This window comes from Marinifilum sp. D714 (assembly GCF_030851345.1).
In the GTDB taxonomy this organism is placed as follows: Bacteria; Bacteroidota; Bacteroidia; order Bacteroidales; family Marinifilaceae; genus Marinifilum.
This window is the reverse complement of the sequence record NZ_JALPNU010000003.1, coordinates 23,794-47,822: the sequence shown is the minus strand read 5'-3', so window position 1 is coordinate 47,822 and position 24,029 is coordinate 23,794. Positions and strand designations below refer to the sequence as shown.

The 24,029-nt window shown below is 34.8% G+C and carries 24 protein-coding genes and 1 pseudogene; 1 reads left to right on the top strand and 24 read right to left on the bottom strand.

Annotated features, from left to right (window positions below; translation table 11 throughout):
- Nucleotides 1-9: 9 nt before the first annotated feature.
- The 24 genes and pseudogenes from M0051_RS19725 to M0051_RS03745 form a co-directional block, all read right to left on the bottom strand.
- A pseudogene (locus M0051_RS19725) lies at nucleotides 10-1,284 on the bottom strand (malic enzyme-like NAD(P)-binding protein); the annotation flags it as partial.
- Nucleotides 1,285-1,477: 193 nt separating this feature from the next.
- Entirely contained in the window at nucleotides 1,478-1,942 is a 465-nt protein-coding gene (locus tag M0051_RS03855) for a hypothetical protein (protein ID WP_306740227.1), read from the bottom strand.
- Between the two features lie 98 nt (nucleotides 1,943-2,040).
- Nucleotides 2,041-2,724, bottom strand: coding sequence for a lipopolysaccharide assembly protein LapB (locus M0051_RS03850; RefSeq protein WP_306740226.1), 684 nt, complete (start codon nucleotides 2,722-2,724; stop codon nucleotides 2,041-2,043).
- 104 nt (nucleotides 2,725-2,828) lie between these two features.
- Nucleotides 2,829-3,698, bottom strand: a complete 870-nt coding sequence (locus M0051_RS03845) for a glucosaminidase domain-containing protein (RefSeq protein WP_306740225.1) — start codon at nucleotides 3,696-3,698, stop codon at nucleotides 2,829-2,831.
- A gap of 539 nt (nucleotides 3,699-4,237) precedes the next feature.
- Nucleotides 4,238-4,768, bottom strand: coding sequence for an alpha-ribazole phosphatase (gene cobC / locus M0051_RS03840; protein ID WP_306740224.1), 531 nt, complete (start codon nucleotides 4,766-4,768; stop codon nucleotides 4,238-4,240).
- Nucleotides 4,769-4,777: 9 nt separating this feature from the next.
- Nucleotides 4,778-5,533 (bottom strand): adenosylcobinamide-GDP ribazoletransferase, encoded by a 756-nt coding sequence (locus M0051_RS03835; RefSeq protein ID WP_306740223.1) that lies wholly within the window; start codon nucleotides 5,531-5,533, stop codon nucleotides 4,778-4,780.
- A gap of 26 nt (nucleotides 5,534-5,559) precedes the next feature.
- Nucleotides 5,560-6,609, bottom strand: coding sequence for a nicotinate-nucleotide--dimethylbenzimidazole phosphoribosyltransferase (cobT, locus tag M0051_RS03830; RefSeq protein WP_306740222.1), 1,050 nt, complete (start codon nucleotides 6,607-6,609; stop codon nucleotides 5,560-5,562).
- 23 nt (nucleotides 6,610-6,632) lie between these two features.
- The gene (gene cobT, locus M0051_RS03825) at nucleotides 6,633-7,679 is read right to left on the bottom strand and encodes a nicotinate-nucleotide--dimethylbenzimidazole phosphoribosyltransferase (RefSeq protein ID WP_306740221.1); all 1,047 of its coding nucleotides are present in this window, start codon (nucleotides 7,677-7,679) and stop codon (nucleotides 6,633-6,635) included.
- Between the two features lie 3 nt (nucleotides 7,680-7,682).
- On the bottom strand, nucleotides 7,683-8,831 hold the full coding sequence (locus tag M0051_RS03820; RefSeq protein WP_306740220.1) for a BPL-N domain-containing protein: 1,149 nt from the start codon (nucleotides 8,829-8,831) through the stop codon (nucleotides 7,683-7,685).
- Between the two features lie 18 nt (nucleotides 8,832-8,849).
- Nucleotides 8,850-9,365: a bifunctional adenosylcobinamide kinase/adenosylcobinamide-phosphate guanylyltransferase gene (locus M0051_RS03815; RefSeq protein WP_306740218.1), complete on the bottom strand. Its 516-nt coding sequence runs from the start codon at nucleotides 9,363-9,365 to the stop codon at nucleotides 8,850-8,852.
- Between the two features lie 87 nt (nucleotides 9,366-9,452).
- A complete protein-coding gene (cbiB, locus tag M0051_RS03810) occupies nucleotides 9,453-10,400 on the bottom strand; it encodes an adenosylcobinamide-phosphate synthase CbiB (RefSeq protein WP_306740217.1) in 948 nt (315 codons plus the stop codon).
- Complete coding sequence (locus M0051_RS03805) at nucleotides 10,376-11,407, bottom strand: histidinol-phosphate transaminase (RefSeq protein WP_306740216.1); 1,032 nt, start codon at nucleotides 11,405-11,407, stop codon at nucleotides 10,376-10,378. Before M0051_RS03805 ends, cbiB begins: the two co-directional genes overlap by 25 nt.
- Before the next feature lie 149 nt (nucleotides 11,408-11,556).
- Nucleotides 11,557-12,471, bottom strand: coding sequence for a dihydroorotate dehydrogenase (locus M0051_RS03800; protein WP_306740215.1), 915 nt, complete (start codon nucleotides 12,469-12,471; stop codon nucleotides 11,557-11,559).
- Nucleotides 12,465-13,229 (bottom strand): dihydroorotate dehydrogenase electron transfer subunit, encoded by a 765-nt coding sequence (locus M0051_RS03795; protein WP_306740214.1) that lies wholly within the window; start codon nucleotides 13,227-13,229, stop codon nucleotides 12,465-12,467. Before M0051_RS03795 ends, M0051_RS03800 begins: the two co-directional genes overlap by 7 nt.
- A gap of 61 nt (nucleotides 13,230-13,290) precedes the next feature.
- Entirely contained in the window at nucleotides 13,291-13,728 is a 438-nt protein-coding gene (locus M0051_RS03790) for a helix-turn-helix transcriptional regulator (RefSeq protein WP_306740213.1), read from the bottom strand.
- Between the two features lie 1,003 nt (nucleotides 13,729-14,731).
- On the bottom strand, nucleotides 14,732-15,085 hold the full coding sequence (locus M0051_RS03785; RefSeq protein WP_306740212.1) for a hypothetical protein: 354 nt from the start codon (nucleotides 15,083-15,085) through the stop codon (nucleotides 14,732-14,734).
- Nucleotides 15,086-15,808 (bottom strand): M48 family metallopeptidase, encoded by a 723-nt coding sequence (locus tag M0051_RS03780; protein WP_306740211.1) that lies wholly within the window; start codon nucleotides 15,806-15,808, stop codon nucleotides 15,086-15,088.
- Nucleotides 15,809-15,858: 50 nt separating this feature from the next.
- Complete coding sequence (locus M0051_RS03775; RefSeq protein WP_306740210.1) at nucleotides 15,859-16,146, bottom strand: hypothetical protein; 288 nt, start codon at nucleotides 16,144-16,146, stop codon at nucleotides 15,859-15,861.
- A 107-nt stretch (nucleotides 16,147-16,253) separates the two neighbouring features.
- Complete coding sequence (locus M0051_RS03770) at nucleotides 16,254-16,748, bottom strand: RNA polymerase sigma factor (RefSeq protein ID WP_306740209.1); 495 nt, start codon at nucleotides 16,746-16,748, stop codon at nucleotides 16,254-16,256.
- 185 nt (nucleotides 16,749-16,933) lie between these two features.
- A complete protein-coding gene (locus M0051_RS03765; RefSeq protein ID WP_306740208.1) occupies nucleotides 16,934-17,815 on the bottom strand; it encodes a MerR family transcriptional regulator in 882 nt (293 codons plus the stop codon).
- Nucleotides 17,816-17,927: 112 nt separating this feature from the next.
- Nucleotides 17,928-19,715: a fasciclin domain-containing protein gene (locus tag M0051_RS03760; protein ID WP_306740207.1), complete on the bottom strand. Its 1,788-nt coding sequence runs from the start codon at nucleotides 19,713-19,715 to the stop codon at nucleotides 17,928-17,930.
- A gap of 122 nt (nucleotides 19,716-19,837) precedes the next feature.
- Nucleotides 19,838-21,142, bottom strand: a complete 1,305-nt coding sequence (locus M0051_RS03755; protein ID WP_306740206.1) for a dicarboxylate/amino acid:cation symporter — start codon at nucleotides 21,140-21,142, stop codon at nucleotides 19,838-19,840.
- 102 nt (nucleotides 21,143-21,244) lie between these two features.
- On the bottom strand, nucleotides 21,245-21,787 hold the full coding sequence (locus M0051_RS03750) for a peptidylprolyl isomerase (RefSeq protein ID WP_306740205.1): 543 nt from the start codon (nucleotides 21,785-21,787) through the stop codon (nucleotides 21,245-21,247).
- A gap of 123 nt (nucleotides 21,788-21,910) precedes the next feature.
- Entirely contained in the window at nucleotides 21,911-22,396 is a 486-nt protein-coding gene (locus tag M0051_RS03745) for a thioredoxin family protein (RefSeq protein WP_306740204.1), read from the bottom strand.
- 343 nt (nucleotides 22,397-22,739) lie between these two features.
- Between M0051_RS03745 and bioA the strand changes: the two genes are divergently transcribed.
- Nucleotides 22,740-24,026, top strand: coding sequence for an adenosylmethionine--8-amino-7-oxononanoate transaminase (gene bioA / locus M0051_RS03740; RefSeq protein ID WP_306740203.1), 1,287 nt, complete (start codon nucleotides 22,740-22,742; stop codon nucleotides 24,024-24,026).
- The last annotated feature ends 3 nt before the right edge of the window (nucleotides 24,027-24,029 follow it).

Genomic DNA, 24,029 nt, shown 5'->3' with positions numbered 1-24,029 from the left:
CAACTCATTTTCTGTGCCTAATCGCTGTTTTAACTCTTCAGCATAAGCATCCCAGTCTGTAATTTCTTTTTGTGCAACACCTGATTCAACAGCAGCTTTTGCAACTGCAATGGAAACACTCGAAACCAATCTAGGATCCAATGCTTTAGGGATAATATAATGTCTGCCAAATACGATGTTGGCTTCGTTATAAGCAGCATGAACTGCCTCTGGAACAGGCTCTTTTGCCAACTTGGCAATGGCATGAACCGAAGCAATTTTCATATCTTCGTTAATGGCTGTAGCTCTAACATCAAGAGCACCACGGAAAATATATGGGAAACCTAATACATTGTTGATTTGGTTAGGATAATCAGAACGTCCCGTAGCAACAATAACATCTTTTCGAGCATCGAAAGCATCATTGTATGAAATTTCAGGATCAGGATTTGCCAAAGCGAATACTACAGGATTTTCGGCCATTGAAAGAACCATTTCTTTGCTCATGATTCCACCAACTGATAAACCTAAAAATACATCTGCACCCACTAAAGCTTGTTCAAGAGTATCAACATCTTCTGTTGTCATGAACTGTTTTTTCTGAGTATTTAAATCGGTACGTTTGGTGTTGATCACGCCACGACTATCGCACATGATTACATTCTCAGGCTTCACTCCCAACGAAATGTAAAGTTTGGTACAAGATATTGCAGCAGCTCCTGCTCCATTTACCACTACTTTTACTTCTTCAATTTTTTTGTTTCCAAGTTCTAAAGCATTTAATAAACCTGCAGCAGAAATAATAGCAGTACCATGTTGATCATCATGCATCACAGGAATATCAAGTTCTTTTTTTAGTCTTTCTTCAATTTCGAAACATTCCGGAGCTTTGATATCCTCCAGGTTAATACCTCCAAAAGTTGGAGCAATAGCTTTAACGGTTTCTACAAATTTATCTACATCAGTAGCATCCACTTCGATGTCAAAAACATCGATATCCGCAAATATCTTAAACAACAGACCTTTACCTTCCATAACAGGTTTTCCGGCCAATGCTCCAATATTACCTAAGCCTAGAACTGCTGTTCCGTTGGAAATTACTGCCACAAGATTTCCTTTTCCTGTGTATCGATAAGCATCTGCAGCATTTTTCTCAATTTCAAGACAAGGCTCGGCAACACCTGGACTATAGGCTAAAGCCAGATCTCGTTGAGTTCTGTATGGTTTTGTTGGAATTACCTCAATTTTACCAGGACGCCCTTCGGCATGGTATCTTAAAGCATCTTTTGAACTAATCTTTGCCATTTGTTTGTTTTTCTTCGTGCAAGAGGCACGGTTAATAGTATTTTGTGAGTTGCAAAGATGCTAATAAAACAGCGTAAGAAATATAGAGAATTAGTTAAAAACTGTAATGATATCAGTATCTTACTGAATTACTTTTAATTAAGACTAGTGATAAATAAGAGAAATTTTTCTTGAATATACGGGTATTGGTCAGCTATCTTTTGCTTTTGATTAGCAAAGAGTGAGTAAATTTATTTTCAGCAAGGAATTTCTTGTCGTAAGTGTGGCAATTGCCTTCCAAATCTTCAACAACAATCTTATTAATTTTCCATTCACCACTTTCTGATTTCTTTTTAAACAAGATTCTACCCAAAAGCATTCCAACTTTGGTTTTTTTCTTGTTCTCACAAGTGGTCTGAATGATTTGTTTTCCAGATGGAGATTCAAAGTATATGTCAACCTTATTTAATCCCTGCAAAGAATAGGCTCTCAATGAGAAATAAAGTGTTTCATCTGATTTGCTAACGTCTATAGACTTCTGAACCAAGTTTACGGAATGCAAATTGAATTTGCCTTTCAATTCATTGTTCGCACAGACCGAAAATGACAGCACACATATTGCCAAGAGAAGAATACCCTTGAAAAGAATCTTTTGAATGTGCTCGTAATTTAATCTCATAATCTGATGGCATGAAAATACAATTTCCTATACGAAAGAAAACAAAAAGGGATACTCAAAATTGAGTATCCCTTTCTATTTATATTATTTCTAAGAAATTACTTCACCAAACCTTTAATGGTTGCGATTAAATCTGAAGCTTCTTTTCTTCCTGGGTTCATTTTTAATACATCATTTAATGTATTAGTTGATTTTTCAAAATATGATTTAGCTTTAGGTTGATTTGCAGGCCAAAATTCAGCTCCTTTATTATAGTACAACTGACCCAATGCCAAAAGTGCAGTTTCTTTATACTTAGATTCTATCCCTGCAGCTTTTTTATAAAGATCTTCTGACTTTTCGAAATTATTGGCTTTTTGTGCAGCACTGAAGTAATGTTTAGCCAAAGATGCTTTTAGTTTCTTATTTTTTGTAGGGCAAGCTTCGATACCTTTATTCAAGGTAGCAACCATTTCATCATACTTCTTTTGCTTTTTTAGTACTAAAGCAAGATATTGATACGATTTTGAAAGTTTATAATTATTTGCAACAGATTGAGCAAAATACTTTTCTGCTTTAGCGTAATCTTTCGATTTATTAGCACAGTAGGCAGCATTAAAAACCAATGCAGTATCTTCGAATGTATCTTCAGCTCCTAAAAATGCTTCGTATTTTTCTAGAGCAGTTTTGTAATCCTTAGATCTTAACGCATCATTACCGGCATTTTTTAATTCCTCTGCTGATTGTGCGAATAAACTTGTGGCACAAAAACATACTGCGATAAATAAAATTAATTTTTTCATACTTTGAATTTTATGATTATTTGATTTTAGATTTTTCGGTCAAAACAAGCCTAAAAATAACGATTTCAGAGAAAAATCAAATAGAATTAACACAAAAATATTCTTCAATAAAGATTGTTTAGAGGAAATTTATTTAATTGGGCCAATTCAACGGTTTCCTTTTGCAAATACTTATCATCAATCGTATAGCTGTCGTATTGAGTAAGCTTATTGTTCTTTATCAGTCTATTGAGTTTTTTCGTATATGCCTCTCCAATCTCCGAATAACGATGCAATAATGGTACCAATTTGCTAGGATCTTCGGTATTTGATCTCTCTAACCTAAATTCTTTGTAGGCACGAACTCTTGCAATGGTCTGATAATAATCGTTTACTGATTCTTCAATACTGGAGTATTTGCGCACGTAAATATGCGTAGAATCTCTTCCCACCAATGCTTTAATTCTGTTCTCTCCTTTGTTGTACGACCATATACCGAAAACATTATTACCTTCCTGAAAAAACCTGGATGATCCCCAACCTGATTCCAAAGCTGCTTGTCCAAGAACAATGCTTGCCGGATGCGGTTTTAACCTTTTCTTCAATTCTGATATTTCGGAACATTTGTACTGCTCGAACAATTGAAAAAGGAAAACACTATCGCTCTCAATGTAATTTGGATATTGGTTTAGCCAATTTTCAATGTGCTCTACTCTTTTAATTTTCTGATTTAAATTGTGTTGAGCCAAAAGAACCGATGGCAATAACATTTCTACAAACTTCTGCTTTTTCTCTTTTACAGGAAGCATTCGTAACGAGATCACCTTGGTATATATATAAGGAGTAATGAGTGTATCAGCAAAGGCATGTACATCTTCTTTGCTTACAATCTCTGCATATTCCGGAGTAACCTTCTCATGTGTAAATACCACACGTTCTGTACATGACACACACATTAAAAGCAAGTAAATCAAAGAAATAAACAGTTGTTTCATATTGAATTATTGTTAATTTCAGTTTGCTAAAATAGTATTTTATTTTTTGATGACAAATTTAAAACTAAAATGATCGTTGAGTAGCACAAGTACTTGCGATCAATCAGAAACTCTCTAAATACCACTATACTGCGGAAGCAACTTAATTTTAGGAAAAAATGGATTGCAAGCTTTAAATCCATGTTCGACCATAAAAAAATGTGTATCTCAAGCTTGCAATGTATCTTTTATTGCAGAGGAATATAAATCTCATGCATACAAAGCTTATTTTACGCAAAAAAAATATACTTCACATGCTTACAAAGAATGTTTTATCAGAGAAAAATGATTTGCACATGCTTGCATTGCTCGTGGATCTACAAAAAAATATGCTTCTCATGCGTGTAAAGCATGTTTTATCAAAAGAAAATACTCTTTGCATGAGTGTAAAGGGTGTATTTTTGTTTTCGAGGGAGGTTGTTCATTAAACCACACAATAAAATCCACAAAAAAAGCAGAACCTAATTGGCTCTGCTTAAGCTTATACTATCGAAAGAAACTTATACATTTAATACAACCACTTCGCCAAATGCTGGTGTTGCGATATTAAATGAATCTTCCAACTTAATGTTCTTTTCAATAGCTTGAATGGTTCGAATCACACCGCCATGAGTAAACACAGCAACTTTATTGTGATCCTGTGCTTTCAATTCATTCCAAAATTCCAAAACACGATCGCGAAGCATTACAAACGACTCACCATTAGAGCATTTAAGGTTTACGAAATCTTCCATCCATTTCTCAAGGAAAGGATCTTTAATTTCGTCCCAAACTTTTCCTTCCCAATCGCCAAAGTGCAATTCCATTAGTCTTTTTTCTTCTTCAGCTTGATCAGGATAAATATCGTTGGCTAGTTTTTTTGCTCTTGAAAGTGGACTTGTATAAATTTTATCGAACTCCACTCCATCAAGATTTTTCTTGACAGCTTCCAACTCTTCAGGATATGTTGCTGCCAAATCAACATCTTTTTGTCCATAGCAAACTCCTTGTTCTACTGCTACTGATGTATGACGAATTAAATAGATTTCCATTTTGTAATATTAATAGTTTAAAAGTGCTAAATAAGATAGGTAAAAGACGATTTCGCAAACCTGTTGCGTTGCACCAATGCAATCGCCTGTGTATCCGTTTATCCACTTGTTGTAATATCTTCCTAATAAGAACTTGCAAAGATATACAGGAATTATAATCAGGGAAAATTTAGCATTGCCTAAAAGAGCCAAAGGCAAAATTCCTGTTAATACCATAAATATAAAATTACCAATGCTTAGTTTTTGTGAATAGTCTTTGGCTTTGGAATTCTCAACTCTTGCATATTGGTGTGTGTTTACCAAAGTAGCTGCTGCCATTCGTGTTGTCGCGTGTGCAGCAATTAAAATCCAAGGCAATTGGTTCGCCGATATGGAGAACTGACAATAAAACTTTGTCAATATCAGGAAGATAATTCCCGTAACGCCAAATGCACCAATTAACGAATCCTTCATAATTTCAAGGATTCTTTCTTTGGTCCAACCGCCACCAAATCCGTCGCACACATCCATAAAGCCATCTTCATGTAATGCTCCGGTTAGCAATGCTGTGGCTACCATGCTCAATATCACAGCCAAATTAAAGGGCAAAAGTATATTGCTCACATAAAAAACAAGAGCCGCTACTCCACCAATTAACAAGCCAGCAATAGGAAAATACTTAATGGCTTCGTGCTGATATTCCTTTTTAAAATCAGCCCATTTTGGAAATGGAATTCTTGTGAAAAAGGATAAACCTGTAAAGAAAATGTTGAATTCGCGTTTCATGTTTTTTCTAAGCTTTAGAACTGATATTATTCATTAACGACTTTATCGCTATTGCTTACGCCAGCATCCTCGAAACTAGCCATTTGATTCAGGAAGTTAACTGCTGATTCGATAATAGGATAAGCTACAGCAGCACCGGTTCCTTCACCCAATCGCATTCCCAAATCTAAAATTGCATCAGCATTTAAATGCTCTAGCATGTGCTTGTGTCCATTTTCATTCGATTTGTGAGTGAAAATACAATATTCCAATACTTTAGGATTAATTTTGGAGGCAGCCAAAAGTGCTGAGGTAATGATGAATCCATCAACCATGATTACCATTTTTAGCTCTGCAGCTTTCAGCATAGCTCCGGCAATCATTACAATTTCAAATCCTCCGAAGTGAGCGAATATACTTTCAATAGATGAGTCTCCTTTGTAGTTTTCAACGGCCGATTTCAAAATTTCATACTTTCTTTTCAAGCCTTCATCGTCCCATCCAGTTCCTCGTCCAACGCACTCTTTTAAATCTACATCAGCCAATAAATGCAATAATACAGCTGCAGAAGAGGTGTTTGCAATACCCATTTCACCAAAACCTATGGTATTGGTTCCACCTTTGTGAGCTTGTTCTACCAAATCTGCTCCTCTTTTAATGGCAAGCTGAAATTGTTCTGCTGTCATGGCCGCTCCATTAAGGTATGATTTGGTTCCGTGAGCCACTTTGGCATCAATTACATTCCATTCTTTGTCGAAATCGTAATTTACACCTGCATCAACAATTTTTATATCAATGCCATTCTGACGACCAAATACATTAATGGCAGCGCCTCCAGCCATAAAGTTGGCAACCATTTGCCAGGTAACTTCCTGTGGGTAAGGACTAACGCCATCTAGTGCAATGCCGTGATCTCCAGCAAAAACCATTATTGTAGGTTGGTTTAATTCTGGGGATAAGGTATTTTGAATGCAACCGATTTTAACGGCCAATTGTTCCAACATTCCTAATGAACCAATGGGTTTGGTTTTAAAATCAATTTTGTGTTGAAGTTGTTCAATCAACTCTTTGTTTGGGGTTTTTATATCGAAATTCATATTGAAATTGAGTTTAATCTGGTTTATACTTCTTCTTTTGCTTCGCTAACGCCAGCATCCTGAAAGGAAGCCATCTCGTTCATGAACTGAGCTGCACTCTTTATTAAAGGATAGCAAACCATTGCTCCTGTTGCTTCTCCCAAGCGCATGCCGATGTCTAGAATTGGTTCGCCACCAATGATATTCAGCATTTTAATGTGAGCCTGTTCATTTGATTTGTGTGCAAATAAGCAGTAATCCTTTACCTTAGGATTGATTTTGAATGCAGCCAGTAATGCCGATGTAATGATGAATCCATCAATTAAAAGTGTCATTTTAAGTTCGGCTGCTTTTAGCATCGCCCCAACAATCATCACAATCTCAAATCCTCCGAAGTGAGTAAGCACATCAATTGGATCATTGGATTTGTTATATTTTAAAAGCCCTTCGTTTAAAAGATCGAATTTACTTTTTACACCTTCCTTATCTAATCCGGTACCTCTGCCAACACATTCTTCCAAAGAAATATCTCCTAAAAGACTAAGTATTAGTGAAGCCGATGAAGTATTTCCAATTCCTTTTTCACCGAAAATAATGAAATTACATCCATTTTGGTGAATTTCTTTAATTACTTCGGCACCTCGTTTAATTCCTTCTAGGCATTGCTCTTTGGTCATTGCTGGTTCCAATCGGTAGTTATTAGTACCGTAGGCCAACTTTCTGTTTATTATAGGAAGGCTTGGATCAAAATCATGATCAACACCCGCATCAACTACATTAAATTTTATACCATGTTGTTTGGCAAATACAGTTGATGCTGCACCACCTTCCATATAATTGTATAGCATTTGGTAGCTAACAGATTTTGGATAAAAACTAACTCCATCATCAGCAATGCCATGATCTCCAGCAAATACCACCACATTAGGATTGTTAATTGTAGGATTTAGGCTATTTTGAATTTTCCCTAGCTGGAAAGCAATTTTTTCCAACATTCCCAACGAACCAATAGGTTTGGTTTTCGTATCAATCTTCTCCTGTAATTCTTTATTTAAATTATCTGATAAAGAATCAATTTTAAATTCAATCATCTGTTAATTTCTATTTTTACCAAGAATATTTTTTAATTCAGTTAAACTCTTCTCCAACTGAACTTTACAATCATCATTAGTTTCATTAGCGAATGCTACTTCCAAATCAGCTAATGCATCTGTTCTTTCTAATTTTACCAATGCAATTGAGGCTTTGCTTCTTACAGTAGCATCTTTATCGCGCAATAAACCAGGAATCCATTTTTTTGAAGACCAGCAAGCCAATTCAACCACCTTATCAATTGCTTCCAATTTCTCTTCTTTCGATCCCAAAAGGTTATTGTAATATTTTGATTGAAGATCCTGAATATCTTTGGTATAAATGATTTCCTCCTTGAAGAAATCCGGACGAACTACAGACTTAGGATATTTAACTATTTCACTATTGGTAGCCCAACGAACAATACGAGGAAGCATCCAACGCATACCAGGGGTGCATTCTGGGTGACCAACAAATGATGCTACTTTTCCTTTTCCAACAGTGTTGGCTACTATAAATGGTCTGTTGTTAGTCATATTTGCAGGTGATCCTTCAACAGTGTGAACATCAGACAACATGGTTCCCAATGATGATTCTTCAATTTCATCTTCTGCAGAAACCAAAACGGGTCCTTCATAATACTGACAAAACGAAATTTCACGATCTTTTAATTCAGGAAAGATTTTTTCGCCTTCTTTGGTTAAAGAGAATTTTGCCAAGCCATGTCCACGATGATCATGCTCAATATCAATTGCTTTATAGCCAGTTAAATTCAAACTTGGATAGTTTGGTGTATTGGTCATGATGTATGCTCCGGCACAAATACCAACAATAGCTATGCCTTTATCTTTTACCAAAGAAACAACTCTTTCGATACCTGTTTCTCCAAGACTCATGGTTTCACTTCTTCCACTTCCGCCAGGAAATACAATTGCATCGAACTCAAGAATTTCATCAGACACAATCTGACTTGCACGAATCACTTCGCAATCAATTTTTGGATCGATTTTAAGAGCTTCAACAGCATCGGTAATGCACCAAGGGCTATCGCCATTTTTGTCGAATACGCCAACCTTTATTCTTTTCTCGGCTTTTGTAGGAACTCTTTTACAAGAGAATGTAGTAAATAAAAGAGCAATTAATAGTGCTCCAATTGTAAGGAGTTTGTTCATGTTAGTTTAGTTAGTGGTTTATTTTAGTGTGTTCTTTATTTCTATTGGAATCCCCGATATAACCATGCTAACAATATCAGCCTTAGCTGCTATATATTGGTTAATGGTTCCTTGGATGTCATTAAAGCGCATTGCCATTTCATTGCCCGGATGACCGCCCAAGCCTAATTCGTTTGTCACAATAATCCAATCACAATCCTGTGACAATATTTTGTCCAACTCTTCCTTGGCTTGAGCAATTGTTTTATCATCATCTTCTCCATTATCGAAGAAAAAATTGTTGAGCCATAGGGTAATGCAGTCAAGCAAGATGACTCTGTTATTTACGTCATGTTTACTTAGAAACTTTTCCTCTTCGATATTGGTCCATTGAGGTCCCCTGCGAGTTTTATGTGCTTCAATTCTTTTTCTATGATTATCATCCCAAACCCTTGAAGTGGCCATATATACAGGATTTGAAGTTTTACCTAAGATCAATTTTTCTGCAAATTCGCTTTTCCCAGACCTTTGTCCTCCTGTAATTAAATGAATCATAGCTAAATGTAAGTGTTATATATAAGAATGATTTGTTATGGTGAATTTACGAATTTATAAGTCTGACAAGAATATTTTTTCCCTTTTTTAAAACAGGCTATTCCATGGTAAATAGCATGCAATAATAATTAGGATGCTAACAAAACAGACAGCGTGGTTTATGTATCTGATTTTATTGATTTCTTCATTTTTCAGAGGTCTATCATTCTCACCAATATAAGGTTTATCAACACTAACTCCACCATAGTCATGCGGGCCGCCAAATCGACAATTTAAAATGCCAGCCAGTGCTGATTCGGGATATCCTGCATTAGGACTGGTATGTGCTTTCCCATATTTAAAAATGAATTTTAGTCCACGGTAACTCAAAGTAACAAAGGTCATTAACAAGGCAGTGATTCGAGCTGGGATAAAATTAACTACATCATCCAAACGTGCGGCGAATCCACCAAATAATATGTACTTGTCATTTTTGTATCCAATCATGGAGTCCATGGTGTTAATCATTTTGTAGCACATCATGCCAGGAACTCCACCAATTGCATAGTAAAATAGTGGTGCAACAACGCCATCCGATAAATTCTCTGATAAGGTCTCGAATACAGCTAAGCGAATTTCTTGCTCTGACAATTGGGATGTATCACGTCCAACAATCCAGGATAGTCTTTTACGTCCGGCCTCTAATCCCATGCTATTTAAATGGTGAAAGACTTCAACTCCTTCCTGCAAAAGACTTTTGTTGGCCAATCCGTAAAATACAAATACCGATGTAAAAATTAGGTACGCATATTCATTAAGTTGAAGCAATAAATATGACGACAGGTAAAAAAGGGCAAATACTGATGATGCCAAAAACAAACACATCGTTGCACCTTTAATCAATCTATTTTTTCCTTTGTTCAACCAATTGGTCAGAATAGAAATTGAATTTCCAAAACCAACTATAGGGTGAGGTAACTTTCTTGGATCTCCAAAAACTAGATCCAATATATATCCTATTAGAAGAGGTATTATAATGTATTTAATTTGCTCCATTTTTGTAATGCATCAATTAGCAACTGATTTTTTTCTTCATTTAATGTTGCCACGCGAATATAAGAAGAATTTAGGCCACGAAAATTTTTAGCATCTCGAATCAGGATGCCAAATTCAGAAATTAAGTAATTTTTTAGCCCTGTAGAGTCTCCTTTTTCTAGTTCGATTAAAAAATAGGAAGTTTTTGTAGGGTGAATTTTAATGCCTGAAATTTTAGCCAATTTTTCTCTGAATTTTTCTGTGCTTGATTTATAATACTTTATAGGAGGTAAAACATCCGCTTTGTGCTGAATTAGGTATTTTCCAGCCTCAATGGCTAGTGAATTTACCGTCCAGGGAGCCTTGTAGAATTCAATTTTCTGTACCAATGCCTTGTTTGCGATCAAATATCCCAATCTCAGGCCGGGAATTGCGAAATTTTTTGTGAGCGATTTTACGATGATAAGATTTTGATGCTTTTTAATCAAATCTATTGAAGATGAAATTGCATCAGTGAAATCTATATAGGCTTCATCAATTACAAAAACAGAATTTGGATGATTCTGTAGCAAAATATCAAGATCTTTTTGTAATAAAATATCGCCAGTTGGATTATTAGGATTACAGATCCAAATAAGATCCGTATCGAAGCTGGCAGAAGAGGACAAGTCTTTCCAATTGATAAAGTCAAGCTTGTGTTTATTGATTCTACAGGCATCTTCGTATTCCGAAAATGTAGGAACAACAATTGTAGAGCTCGTATTACCATAGCATTGGGCGATAAGATAAAAGGCTTCAGTAGCACCGTTTACAGCCATCAACATATTGGTTTCAACATCAAGATCTTTCGCCAAAACATGGGTAAAGCTCTCTGCAGAAGCTTCAGGATAGGAGTCTATGGCATTCCAATTCTTTATCAGATGTTTTTTTAACGCTTCGGAATACCCACCGTACCAGACATTGGTGCTAAAATTGGCTTTAATGTCCTGTTTATATTTGTATCCATCATCTCCGTGTCCCTGTAACATGTTGTTATATAATATATAAAGGTTATAAAGTATAAAGATATTACTTCTGGTAATTTCTTTCAAAAAAGAATGAGTTTACAGATGTAATTACACATGTAAACTCATTATATGTCAATTAAAGAATTTTTTCTTTAATAAATCAAGTTCAATTACTGAATTTGCAATGTGCCAATTAAATCATTGATATCTTGAACGTTGTGACGCTTCATGTAGTCTTCGATGCCCACAACTACCTTTTCAGTAACCTGTGGATCGATAAAATTCGCTGTTCCAATTTGAATTGCAGTAGCCCCGGCCAAAATAAACTCAATGGCATCTTTGGCATTCATTATGCCTCCTAATCCAACTATGGGAATGTTAACTGCATTAAATACTTGCCACACCATTCTAAGAGCAACAGGCTTTACTGCAGGACCTGATAAACCTCCGGTAACTGTTGATAATAAAGGCTTTCTGGTTTCTGCATCAATTGCCATGCCCAATAGGGTGTTGATCAATGATACGGAATCAGCTCCTTCAGCTTCAACTGCTTTGGCTATTTCGGTAATATCAGTAACATTAGGTGATAGTTTTACCATTAAATGCTTATTATACACCTCACGAACCGCTTTAACCACTGAAGCAGCAGAAGTACAGCTGGTTCCGAATGCCATACCACCTTCCTTTACATTAGGACATGAGATATTCAACTCAATGGCTGGAATATACTCCAGCTCGTTAATCATAGCTGCTGTTTCTACATAATCTTCAATTACTGATCCTGAAACATTAACCAAGATATTGGTATCGTAGTGCTTAATTCGTGGATAAATTTCCTTGCAGAAGTTTTCAACGCCTTTATTTTGTAATCCTACTGCATTTAGCATTCCTGAAGGCGTTTCTGCCATTCTAGGGTAAGGATTTCCTTCTCTATGGTGTCTGGTGGTACCTTTTACTAAAATACCGCCTAAATTGCTTAAATCGATAAAATCTTCGAACTCTTCACCGAACCCAAAGGTTCCAGAAGCGGTCATTACTGGGTTTTTTAAGCTTAGATCTTTAAGTTTTACTCCTAAATTTACCATTTCAGATCGTTTATATTGAATACCGGTCCTTCGGTACAAGTACATTTATTACCTTCTGTTGTCTCAGTTATGCAGCATAAGCAAGCGCCAAATCCACATGCCATAGTGTTTTCAAGCGACACCTCGCAAGGGATGTTCTTTTGTACAGAATATGCCGCAACGGCTTTCATCATTGGCTCTGGACCGCATGTAAATACGTAATCAAACTTTTCTTTTTCCAATACAGAGTGTTGGGTTGGGTATCCTTTTTCACCAAAGGAACCATCTTCTGTAGTAACCAGGATGTTACCGTATTCTTTATAAGCATCAAGCTCTACGGCATCTTTTTCCGATCTAACACCAAGAAGGGTAGTTACATTATTACCTGCTTCTTTTAGGTGTTTTGCAAGATATAGCAAGGGAGCTACACCACAACCGCCACCAACAAGTAATGTATTGGCATTATTTGGAATGGAATATTGATTACCCAATGGATAAACAATGTTTAATGAATCACCTTCTTTAAGATTGCCCAATTTTTTGGTTCCATCACCAATTTTTTTGATGTATAAGCTAATTGTATTGTGCTCATAATCTACAAAATGGATCGATAATGGTCTTCTAAGGAAGGTTGTGTTGGAGTCTTTTACCAAAACGTTTACAAATTGTCCTGGACGTATTTCCGGAAGTGGCTCTAAAGCCTTTACATCCAGCACAAAATGCTCATCGTTCAGCTCTTTTCTTTGTAGTACCTCAAAGTCTTGTACTAATTTTTTCATGGTGCCTAGCAATATTATATCTGTTAAGAATAAATCCAGGCAAAGATAATTTAAAAAATGCTTAAGATGGGTTGTATTCCCTAAAAGTTTTATCAGTATAAAACACAACTACCTTTTCTATTTGTTTACCAGGAACGAATACGTTCATTTCTGAGAAGGATTCAGGCTGATTAACAGCCTTATTAGACGATTCCTTTTTTAGTTTGGGTGGTTGTGGAGTGATATTAGGTGTTTCTTCTTCCTTTTCAAACTGAATCATCTCATTCTCGAAAAGTTTAGCAGGGTCTTGTGATGTGTACATTTCACCTTCTCCAAAAATAATCCAATCAATGTTAACATGAGGGAAGGAACGTCTTATTTTTTGTACAAAATCAAGGCTTGGTTTGTTTCTGCCTGATAATATATGAGATATACTAGAGCGTTGTACACCAATTGTATCAGCAAATTTAGAAGATGTTAAACCTTCACTGTTAATTAATTGAACGATTCTATCTTTCATAGGTTGATATTTTACAGATGTTAATTGTGTCTATCGATACAAAGGTAAAATAAAATTTACAAAAATCAAATAAGAAATTTAAATCCGTGTTACTTATGTAATTTATGCATGTAAATAGGTAATTTAAACAGTTACAATTATTAATTACAATTGTAGATTACATTTCTAAATGCGTTAAGCTCCTAATTTCTGTATACATAGACTTGAAAAGGCTTCTTAAAATAAATAGCATCCATTAACCATTACCTAAACAAAAAGAGTATATAATACTATAAATATAGCCATTGTCGATCTAAATTACAGTACTGCAGCTCATTAGGATTTATTTACAAATGTATTTATTAGAAATATAACAAGAATCAACACTAGTTCGGCCTGTTTGATTGAAATACTATTCGATTTTTAAATCAATTAAAGCTCATAAAACATTGAATTACAATATTATAACGACTAGTATTTTACAATTATCATCCATACACACACAGTTTTATAGTATTGTAAACTAAATAATTAAAGTAATGATGTAATACAAATCCGTAAAAGTCTGGTTACTAGAATCCAATGTGCTTAAGTATCAACTACTATTAGATTTGTAACCTATATTTAAATGATATAATACATTTGAAATGTGTATACAAAAAGCAATTGAGAATGAACAATAGTTTGGATACGAAACAGACAACTTAGTTACAACTATAAACTACACATGTAAATATTCAATTTTTGAAAACTGGATTTAACTCCGATTTCAGTTTACAACATTAATTTAATGATGTAAACAAATAATATGAGAAAAAAATGCTTTTGTTTACTCGAAATGGATTGACAATTGTATTTTTTCAATCAAAATGGTCTGATTGTTTACAAAAATTACAAGCTAAGGAGCTTAAAAATGGTAAGAATTGTTGACAATGCTCAGTAATTGAATCAGATGCAAGTGTAAATAGCAAAATAATTATTGCTAAAATCTAGAGGAAAAATGGTGTTTGCAAGATAAGAAAGCCTATTTCGACTTTCTTATCTTTACATATCCCATAAAAAGAATATAAATTGAGAATCCTACAATTAAAATTCTTAAAATAAGGTTTTCTGTTACACTCCCATTGGATGTTAAAATATCTCTTGATAATGCTGGAATCATGAAGATCAAAAGTCCAAAAACCAAAACCAGCATTGCAATTGTAAATATCCGTCGGAGTTTTATTTGCTTTGGTGACAACTCCTTTTTTTTGACATGGTTTTTCTTTTTTTGATGCTTCGATTTACTTTGTGGTGTTTTCAATGCTTTTTTTAATCGACTACCCACAAGAAAGGCAAATACGCATAGTCCTATTACGATATATAATTCTGTACTCATTTATATGATGTTTATAGAGTGTTTCTTGATTCTATTTTTCTTTTCCGCAAGATTGGGGCAATGACTTGCTAAAAGTTCCCAGAATTGGATGGAATGGTTTTTAACAACTGTATGACACAATTCGTGGAGGATAACCATATCCGATAATTCTTCTGGCAAACGCATTAAATGCAAACTTAAATTGATTTTATTATCATGAGAACAAGATCCCCATCGGCTTTTGGTATTCTTAATTTGTACGGAATGGTACTTAAATCCATGTTGTTTCGCAAGAAATTCTATCCTTTTAGGCAAATAGTATTTTGCTTCGCGCCGAAGAGTTTCAATGATTGATTTTCTAATGAACTCTTGCAAGTCCGTATTAATAATTTCCATTCCTACAGGATACATTACCTCAAGTATGCCATTATTAAGTTTCGAAGAATAAGACTTGGTAGTTACCTGAGTAATTCTTAGCTCGTGGTATTTGGTTTTAAATTTGGTATCCTGATCGAAAATGGTTTGCTGACTTTCCCTGGCATCTTTCTTTTGTTTGGCTTGAATAATCCATGCCTTGTTTTCTTCAGCAAATTTTATGGCTTCCTTGATTGAAATGCCATCCGGAACATTTATCCAAATTCCTTTTGTTGGAGCCATACGAATTGATAACCGCTTGAAACGCTTATCAGTTCTTAGTGCAACTTCGCCAATGTCTTTAATATAGATGATTTTTTCTGTAGGCATAAAAAAAGCTTTGCAAAATGCAAAGCTATTAAAATATCTAATTTTGGAAATTACTTTTCCTTAATTAAGGTGCTTAATCTGGTAAATGATTCATCTACATTCTTAATCAAGTCGTTAAAAATTGACTTGTAATATGCCTTTACCATTTTAGGATTATCTTTTCCATCAGGATGATTAACTCTTGCAATTAAATTATTTCTTGCAATAATAGTATCCTTGATGATATCCATTACCTGCTCCTTGTTTTCCGGGTGCAAATAATTGTAGTTATAACAATCTGAAATAACCTCAAAACAAAGATAATCAATGTCTTTTTTTAAGCGTCTTCTACTAGCCATCTTAATCGTTTTTGATGAATAAATCGGGTTTTTTCCCTCTGATCGAGAACAAAGGTAATAAACCCCGATTAATTTATCATTTAAAAATGGATAAAACTTGATGGCACTTATGAGTAGTCAGCCAATTGTTCAGCTAAAATTTTACGCCCCTGGAATATTCTACTTTTAATGGTGCCAATTGGTAAATTTGCATGTTCAGCAATTTCACGATATTTGAATCCCTCTAAAAACATTTTAAAAGGTGTACGTAGTGATTCTTCCAATTTGTTTAGTTCCTTCATGATATCCTTATAATTTTGTGTAGAATATGGATTGTCAAAACTTACATTCATTTTTCCAAGATTGTTGTTTGTTTCATGAGCCATCCACTCACGTTGTTTTAACTTCTTTCTATATGCATTTATGAACAAGTTCTTCATAATTGTATAGAGCCAAGCTTTAAGATTGTTATGGCTAAATTTCGCTTTGTATATGAAAGCCTTCAAAACGGTTTCCTGGCATAAATCCAATGCATCTTCTCTGTTGTTAGTTAATCTGTAAGCATAAACTCTAAGTTGCTCTTCTAAATTAACGATCGTATTATTAAATTCTATTGTTGTCATGATTGTACCTCCTGTTGTTTTGTCTAATAAAAATACAAAAAGATTAGACAAAAATCAATCAATCCTTAAACAGAACTTTAATAACAGCCTCTGATTCTAAATAAAAAAAGCCTACATTCTTTTAAATGAAAGGCTTTTGGCAATTTTATATTAGTTTTTCTAAATAAGACCGGAGAGTCTTTTATTTACTTCAATTGAAGTAGCTCTTTAAATTTTTGAGGAGATGTAATCAACTTCATGGAATCTGGCACTTCTACTCCATCTTGCTTAAGCTGTAGTCCTGTGACCATTAGCTCTATACCTTTAAAGGATTTTTCCATACTTAACAAGTAAACGTTAATATCCTCTGCATTAATTGGCGAAATGAAAGAGCTGATAATATAATCAGGATTGTAATCATTTACTGCACTTACCAAATCCTTAAATGGCAGATCTTGTCCAAGATAAAGTGTACTGAATCCATTTCTTCTTAGTATATAATTATAGAATAGAATCCCGACTTCATGCAACTCACCTTCCTTTAAGTATATCAATGCTTTCGAAGCACCTTCAACTGACTTTCCTGAAAGAGAATCGATGGATGCAAATAATTTTTGTCTAATTAAATTTGAAATAAAGTGTTCCTGAGCCGGACTGATTGAGCCAACTTGCCAAAGCACTCCTATCCTTTCGAAAAATGGAAAAAGTACTTCTGTAATGGTTGATTCCATTCCACTTTCGAGTACACATTTGGATAAGATAGACTCAAACAACTCTTCATTAAAATTTACGGTTGCAAGTGTAAGTTTCTCTATGTGAAATCCGATACTTTTATTTGATCTTGATAACTCTAAAATCTTAGCTTCAAGATCAATACTGCTTAATTTAGCTAGATGGGAAATCTTAATTCCTGATGAATTAAGCATTGAAATATTGAGCAGTTTACGAAGATCACTATCAGAATAAGAACGAATATTGGTTTTGCTTCTTTCTGGCTGAATAATACCATACCTTCTCTCCCATATTCTAATGGTGTGAGCTTTTACTCCTGTTATTTTTTCAAGATCTTTTATGGAATATTTACTCATATTTTTCAATTGGTGAGAAGATTTTAAATCCACTCCTTTTAATAATTATTAAATCTAATCAAAAAAACTAAAACCTGCATGAAATGGCAGGTTTTAGTGTATATTATACAGGTTATTCTGGCAATAAAACTTTATTGATTACATGAATTACTCCGTTAGTTCCCTGAATATCTGTTGCAGTTACGTTGGTATCTCCATTTATTGTTACGCCCGAACTTGTATCAATATCAAGCATACTACCTTCATTTAGAGTTGCAACCATGCCAGTTGATACCTGATCTGATCTTACATTACCGGAAACAACATGGTAAAGCAAAATTGGGGTTAAAGTTTCTGCACTTAAGTCGTCAATTCCATCAACGCCTATGGCTTCAAAAAGTGCTTCAAAAGCTGCGTCGGTTGGAGCAAATATTGTAAATGGTCCATCTCCACTTAAAGTTCCAGCTAAATCAGCCTTAACAACTGCAGCTACCAAATGCTTAAAGCTATCGTTAGCAATTGCAATATCAACTACATTAGGAGGTAATAAAACCATATCGATTACGTGAATAACACCATTAAATGCTTCAATATCTGCAGATGTTACCATTGTTTCTTTGTTTAACTTCACTCCATCATCAGTGTCTAATCGTAACATTACAGGATCCATATCCGGACTATTGGTCGCAAGTGTTTCCACATATCCTGGATTAATATCCGATGACATTACCTTACTGCCTAAAACATGATAAAGTAGAACTTGAGTTAGTGTTTCAACAGATAAATCCTCAATTCCTGAAACACCTAGGCTGTTAAATAAATCCTGAAAAGCCTGATTGGTTGGTGCAAAAACTGTAAATGTACCTTCTCCATCCATTGTTTCTACAAGACCTGCTTTGTCAAGAGCTGCTACCAGGCTAGAAAAATCGCTATTTGCTGCTGCAATATCTGCTATCGACTGTGCTTCCTCTTCTGCACCAGGAATTAATACTTTATCAATTACATGTATTACTCCATTGGTTCCTTGTACATCAGTAGCAATAACATTACTTGATCCGTTGATAATAACTCCACTACCATCAGCATCTATTTCAAGATCAGCTTCGGTATTTAGGGTCGAAACTGTACCTGTGCTAACATCTGCTGCTCGAACATTTCCTGAAACAACGTGATAGGTAAGAATTGGGGTAAGATCTTCTGCTGACAAATCTTGAATTCCATTTATGCCCAGATCGGCAAATAATGCCTCAAAAGCAGTATCAGTTGGAGCGAAAATCGTAAATGGCCCATCTCCTTTAAGTGCATCCACTAAATCAGCTTTAATAACCGCATCTACTAAATGTGAGAATGTAGCATTTGCGATAGCTATATCAACAACATCAGGAGGAAGAAGAACCTCGTCTATGATGTGAATAACGCCATTGGACGCCATAACATCTGCGGTGGTAACATTGGCACTATTATTTAATTTTACGCCCGAATCAAAACTAACAAGTAAATTAATCGGATAATCCCCAGGAGTAAATGTATTTAGTGTTTCCAGATACCCATTGGATAAATCTGTTGATTTTGCTTGAATTCCCAATACATGATATAAAAGAATTGGAGTTAAAGCTTCAGCACTCAAATCATCAATACCTGAAACTCCCAAATCCATAAACAATTGCTCAAAAGCTGCATTTGTTGGACCGAATACTGTAAAAGGTCCATTGGCATTTAAAGCATCTACTAAATCTGCCTTTGTAAGAGCGGCAGCTAAAATTGAGAAGTTATCATTACCTATAACAATGTCAACAATATTTTCTTTAATTGGCATTGGTTTCGGCATGTCATCGTCATCGTCTTCGCATGAAACATTAACTATTGCTGCGATCATTAGGAGAAATAATCCTAAACTAAATTTGTAATTCCTGAAATTCATGTCATTTTTTTTAATGGTTCAATCAGGAAACAAATTCAATTGATTTTTGTTCAAGCAAAATAGTAAAAGATTAAACAAAGCTAATACAACAATAAGCCTAAATACTCTATTTGTGAGGGATTTTAAGATTTTACTTTTTCTGCGATTATTTGTGGAGGGTAAGTTAATTTTCCTTCCGTTTTCGCAACAATTGTCGAAACGGTGGCATCTCCAGTTACATTTACAACCGTTCTAAGCATATCTAATGGTCTATCTATGCCAAGTATTAATGCCAGACCTTCAATAGGAATACCAACAGATGTGAGGACAATAATAAGCATTACAATACTACCACCTGGTACACCAGGCGTTCCAATTGAAGCCAAAGTGGCTGTTACCACAATTAAAAGCTGATCGTAAATATCTAATGGTACACCAAACACCTGGGCAATAAAAACCGCTGCAATAGCCTGATAACAGCTAGTACCATCCATATTAATGGTAACGCCAACAGGCAAAACAAAACTGGCAACCTCATTTGAAACCCCCATTTTATTCTCAACACATTCCATTGTTACAGGAAGTGTTGCTGCGCTGGAACTGGTCGAAAAAGCTAGTAATTGAGCTGGAGAAATGGATTTGTAGAAGTCAGTATACTTTATTGGGGTAAAAATTCTTAAGAATAAAGGATAAATTAAAAATATCATGATCAATAATCCTGCTATGACCGTAATTGCATACCATCCCAATGCTGTAAAAAGATCTGCATCACCTGAAAAATCAACAATTAATCCAGCAATTAATGCAAATACTCCATATGGTGCGAAAAGCATGATGATGTCTATTATTTTGAGAATAATAGCATCTATTCCATCAAAAAAATCCTTTACTGGTTTTACCTTTTTTTCTTCCAGACTTACCATTGCAATCCCAAATAAAATGGCGAAGAATATGATTTGCAGCATTTTGGTATTGTCTGTGGCTGCTTTGAAGAAATTGTCTGGTACTACGTCAACTAAAAACTGAAGTGGAGATTCTTCCTTGATATGATCGGCTTGATTCTTCTTAAGGCTAATATCTGATCCAAATCTTTCCTGTAGCTCAATTTTTTTGTGTTCTGGGAAGGTGTTTCCTGGTTCAAAACTATTTACAAGTAAAAGCCCAAAACTAACAGCTATAACTGTAGAAATTACATAAAGTGAGATGGTTTTTATCCCTATGCGTGAGAGTTTGGAGATATTGGAAAGACTTGAAATCCCCTTTACCAATGAAACAAATATTAGAGGAACTGCTATTAATTTTAAGAGGTTTAAAAAGATTGCACCCCATGGTTTAATCCAGTCTGTAGTGAATTTGGTTAGATCAAAATAAACAGCAAGCATTCCGGCAACAATACCTAAAGCCATTCCTACTAGTATTTTTACATAAAGGGGTAATCTTTTCCACATAGAGCAATTATTTTAATGAGCTTTAAAGGTAGTTTTATGAAATAAAAAAACAAAGCCCGAAAACCAATTGGCTTTCGGGCTTTGTATATTTTTGAATTGCTATTAGCAACCACAACCGCTTCCGCAGCCTCCGTCATTACAACTTCCGCTATCACATCCACCTTGTGGTGCATAAACTGCTTGTTTTTCTTCGTCGGTAGCATCTCTTACTTCGATAACTTCACCTTTAAAATACAAGTCATCACCAGCTAATGGGTGATTGAAGTCCATTTTAACAGTTGCATCTGCTACTTCTAATACGATACCGTTCATTCTACGACCTGAACTATCCTGCATTGGAACCACGTTTCCTTCTTTAATCATTTCTGCGTCAAACTCTCCGTTTACTTCGAAAATATTTTTTGGAAGGTCGATAACAGCTTGCTCAGAAGCTTCTCCGTATGCTTCAGCTGTTTCTAATTTAAAATCGAATGATTCACCTACTTTTAATCCCATAAGGTTAGATTCGAATTTTTCAAGCATTTGACCAGCTCCACACAAGAATGTTAGAGGAGTTTCAGCAACTGCTTTTTCAATGATTTCACCAGCTGGATCAGTTTTTAATTCGTAAATAACTGATACCATTTTATCTTTTGCAATAGTCATAAAATCTTTTTTTATTATTTTATTCTTTAGATTTTCTTATAAATCCGATACAAAGAAAGTACATTTATTTCTTTATTCAAATAAAATCGGAGTTCTTGGTCTAATATTAACAAATTTTAGTGATTATTTGTAATTGGCTGGATTCAGAGCGTCCGGACGCCAATTGTAAAGAAATGATTTAACCCGATCGAAATCATAGCTTTTATCTTTTTCCAAATTCCCTGTGTTTTGAGTATGAATTCTCTCCCCTTTAGCGTTAAGGACTATCATTACAGGAAAACCAAATCGTTGAGGATAACCAAGATCCTTTAAAACTTCCTTGTTTTTATTTTCTTTACTGTAATTTACTTCTAAGAATACATAGTTATTATTCAAAAGATTATTGATTTCTTCTTGATTGTGAAGATATCTGTGCATTTTGATGCACCACGGACACCAATTTCCCCCAACTTGAATTAAAACATGCTTCCCTTCTTTATTTGCTTTAGCCACGGCCTTAGTAATATCCTTTTTTGCATCAGCATTTGGATTATAGATCTTTTGAGCTGATAGGTTATTCATTAGGAATAAAGCCAGACTTAGAGTCAAAAAAAACTTAAATGTTTTCATCTGTTTAAATTTTATTTTTTTGCTAGATGGTCCCGAAAGCTTTCAGGATCTTGATGAATTTAATCATTCTCGTGTGTGTATTTTAGAATGCTAAAATTCATGTTCGTTTCATTTGTTTAGTATTTATATCATTCGTCAGATTTAATAATGTTCGAAATTAATCATTAATTTCAATGAAAGGAGTTTGAAATTGATTTTTAACATGGAAATAACAGCCTTTCTAGTATTATAATCTAGATTGTAAGGATTTTAAGGAGATATGTTATAAAAATACATTCAAATCCTATCCTTGTAAACTAAGAAATCATAGCTTTACGCAGGAAATTAAAAGAATTTATATTGTATGAGTATGCAAGGTAAAATAGACCTTTGTTTTGATAAAAACCATATTTGGCATCCTTACACCTCTATGAAAGATCCATTGCCAGTATATCCGGTGGTATCAGCAAATGGTGTAAAGTTAAAACTTGAAGATGGTCGTGAACTTATTGATGGAATGTCATCTTGGTGGTGCGCGGTTCACGGATATAATCATCCTGTTTTAAATGAAGCTGTTGAAAAGCAACTAAAAAATATGTCTCATGTGATGTTCGGTGGGATCACACACCAACCTGCAGTCGACCTTGCTAAATTACTAGTAAAAATTACTCCTAAATCCCTGGAAAAAGTATTTTATTGCGATTCGGGTTCTGTTGCTGTTGAAGTAGCAATGAAAATGGCAATACAGTATAGATTTGCTACCAGAAATTTTAAAAAAAACAAGTTTCTTACAATACGTTCTGGTTATCATGGCGATACTTTTAACGCAATGTCGGTTTGTGATCCAGTTACTGGAATGCATGAAATTTTCACGGGAGTATTACCGATAAATTATTTTGTAGAAGCTCCCTCTTGCAAATTTAATGAGAGTTGGGATGAAGAAGCATTTTCTCCAATGGATAAAATGATAAGGGAGCATCATGAAGAATTAACTGCTGTTATCCTTGAGCCAATTGTTCAAGGTGCAGGAGGTATGCGTTTCTATCATCCAGAATATTTGAAAAAATTAAGACAAATTTGCGATGAATTCGACATCTTATTGATATTGGATGAAATTGCAACGGGATTTGGTAGAACTGGCAAAATGTTTGCCTGCGAATACGCAAGCATAGAGCCAGATGTCATGATCGTCGGCAAGGCAATTACAGGCGGATACATGTCATTTGCAGCAACTTTAACCAATTTAAAAGTAAGTGAAGGAATTTCCAATGGTACACCAGGAAATTTTATGCACGGACCTACTTTTATGGGAAATCCAATGGCTTGTGCAGTTGGAATTGCCAGTATTTCCTTGCTATTGAGCGATAATTGGCAAAATAAAGTAAATACGATTGAAAGTATTCTGAAACAGGAGTTAAGTGCTGCAAGAAGCTTTAGTAATGTTGCCGAAGTACGTATTTTAGGGGCAATTGGCGTTATAGAAATGAAAGAACCTATTGATATGGCCAATATGCAAAAGAAATTTGTTGAAAATGGAATCTGGGTTCGTCCATTTGGCAAGAATGTATACCTAATGCCTCCATTTATTATCAGTGACGAAGAATTGATTTTCTTATGCGAAAGACTTATTTCTATAGTTAAACCATCTTGATTT

What these genes read in the sequence shown, in the direction of transcription:
- M0051_RS03780 (WP_306740211.1), bottom strand. Translation starts at nt 15,808, where the DNA reads ATGCCTACAGAAAAAATCATCTATATTAAAGACATTGGCGAAGTTGCA.
- bioA (WP_306740203.1), top strand. Translation starts at nt 22,740, where the DNA reads ATGAGTATGCAAGGTAAAATAGACCTTTGTTTTGATAAAAACCATATT.
- M0051_RS03845 (WP_306740225.1), bottom strand. Translation starts at nt 3,698, where the DNA reads ATGAAACAACTGTTTATTTCTTTGATTTACTTGCTTTTAATGTGTGTG.
- M0051_RS03795 (WP_306740214.1), bottom strand. Translation starts at nt 13,229, where the DNA reads ATGAAAAAATTAGTACAAGACTTTGAGGTACTACAAAGAAAAGAGCTG.
- M0051_RS03760 (WP_306740207.1), bottom strand. Translation starts at nt 19,715, where the DNA reads ATGAATTTCAGGAATTACAAATTTAGTTTAGGATTATTTCTCCTAATG.
- cobT (WP_306740221.1), bottom strand. Translation starts at nt 7,679, where the DNA reads ATGATTGAATTTAAAATTGATTCTTTATCAGATAATTTAAATAAAGAA.
- M0051_RS03750 (WP_306740205.1), bottom strand. Translation starts at nt 21,787, where the DNA reads ATGACTATTGCAAAAGATAAAATGGTATCAGTTATTTACGAATTAAAA.
- cbiB (WP_306740217.1), bottom strand. Translation starts at nt 10,400, where the DNA reads ATGGAGCAAATTAAATACATTATAATACCTCTTCTAATAGGATATATA.
- M0051_RS03765 (WP_306740208.1), bottom strand. Translation starts at nt 17,815, where the DNA reads ATGAGTAAATATTCCATAAAAGATCTTGAAAAAATAACAGGAGTAAAA.
- M0051_RS03755 (WP_306740206.1), bottom strand. Translation starts at nt 21,142, where the DNA reads ATGTGGAAAAGATTACCCCTTTATGTAAAAATACTAGTAGGAATGGCT.
- M0051_RS03770 (WP_306740209.1), bottom strand. Translation starts at nt 16,748, where the DNA reads ATGACAACAATAGAATTTAATAATACGATCGTTAATTTAGAAGAGCAA.
- M0051_RS03745 (WP_306740204.1), bottom strand. Translation starts at nt 22,396, where the DNA reads ATGAAAACATTTAAGTTTTTTTTGACTCTAAGTCTGGCTTTATTCCTA.
- M0051_RS03815 (WP_306740218.1), bottom strand. Translation starts at nt 9,365, where the DNA reads ATGATTCATTTAATTACAGGAGGACAAAGGTCTGGGAAAAGCGAATTT.
- cobC (WP_306740224.1), bottom strand. Translation starts at nt 4,768, where the DNA reads ATGGAAATCTATTTAATTCGTCATACATCAGTAGCAGTAGAACAAGGA.
- M0051_RS03775 (WP_306740210.1), bottom strand. Translation starts at nt 16,146, where the DNA reads ATGGCTAGTAGAAGACGCTTAAAAAAAGACATTGATTATCTTTGTTTT.
- M0051_RS03790 (WP_306740213.1), bottom strand. Translation starts at nt 13,728, where the DNA reads ATGAAAGATAGAATCGTTCAATTAATTAACAGTGAAGGTTTAACATCT.
- M0051_RS03800 (WP_306740215.1), bottom strand. Translation starts at nt 12,471, where the DNA reads ATGGTAAATTTAGGAGTAAAACTTAAAGATCTAAGCTTAAAAAACCCA.
- M0051_RS03820 (WP_306740220.1), bottom strand. Translation starts at nt 8,831, where the DNA reads ATGAACAAACTCCTTACAATTGGAGCACTATTAATTGCTCTTTTATTT.
- cobT (WP_306740222.1), bottom strand. Translation starts at nt 6,609, where the DNA reads ATGAATTTCGATATAAAAACCCCAAACAAAGAGTTGATTGAACAACTT.
- M0051_RS03835 (WP_306740223.1), bottom strand. Translation starts at nt 5,533, where the DNA reads ATGAAACGCGAATTCAACATTTTCTTTACAGGTTTATCCTTTTTCACA.
- M0051_RS03785 (WP_306740212.1), bottom strand. Translation starts at nt 15,085, where the DNA reads ATGAGTACAGAATTATATATCGTAATAGGACTATGCGTATTTGCCTTT.
- M0051_RS03850 (WP_306740226.1), bottom strand. Translation starts at nt 2,724, where the DNA reads ATGAAAAAATTAATTTTATTTATCGCAGTATGTTTTTGTGCCACAAGT.
- M0051_RS03805 (WP_306740216.1), bottom strand. Translation starts at nt 11,407, where the DNA reads ATGTTACAGGGACACGGAGATGATGGATACAAATATAAACAGGACATT.
- M0051_RS03855 (WP_306740227.1), bottom strand. Translation starts at nt 1,942, where the DNA reads ATGAGATTAAATTACGAGCACATTCAAAAGATTCTTTTCAAGGGTATT.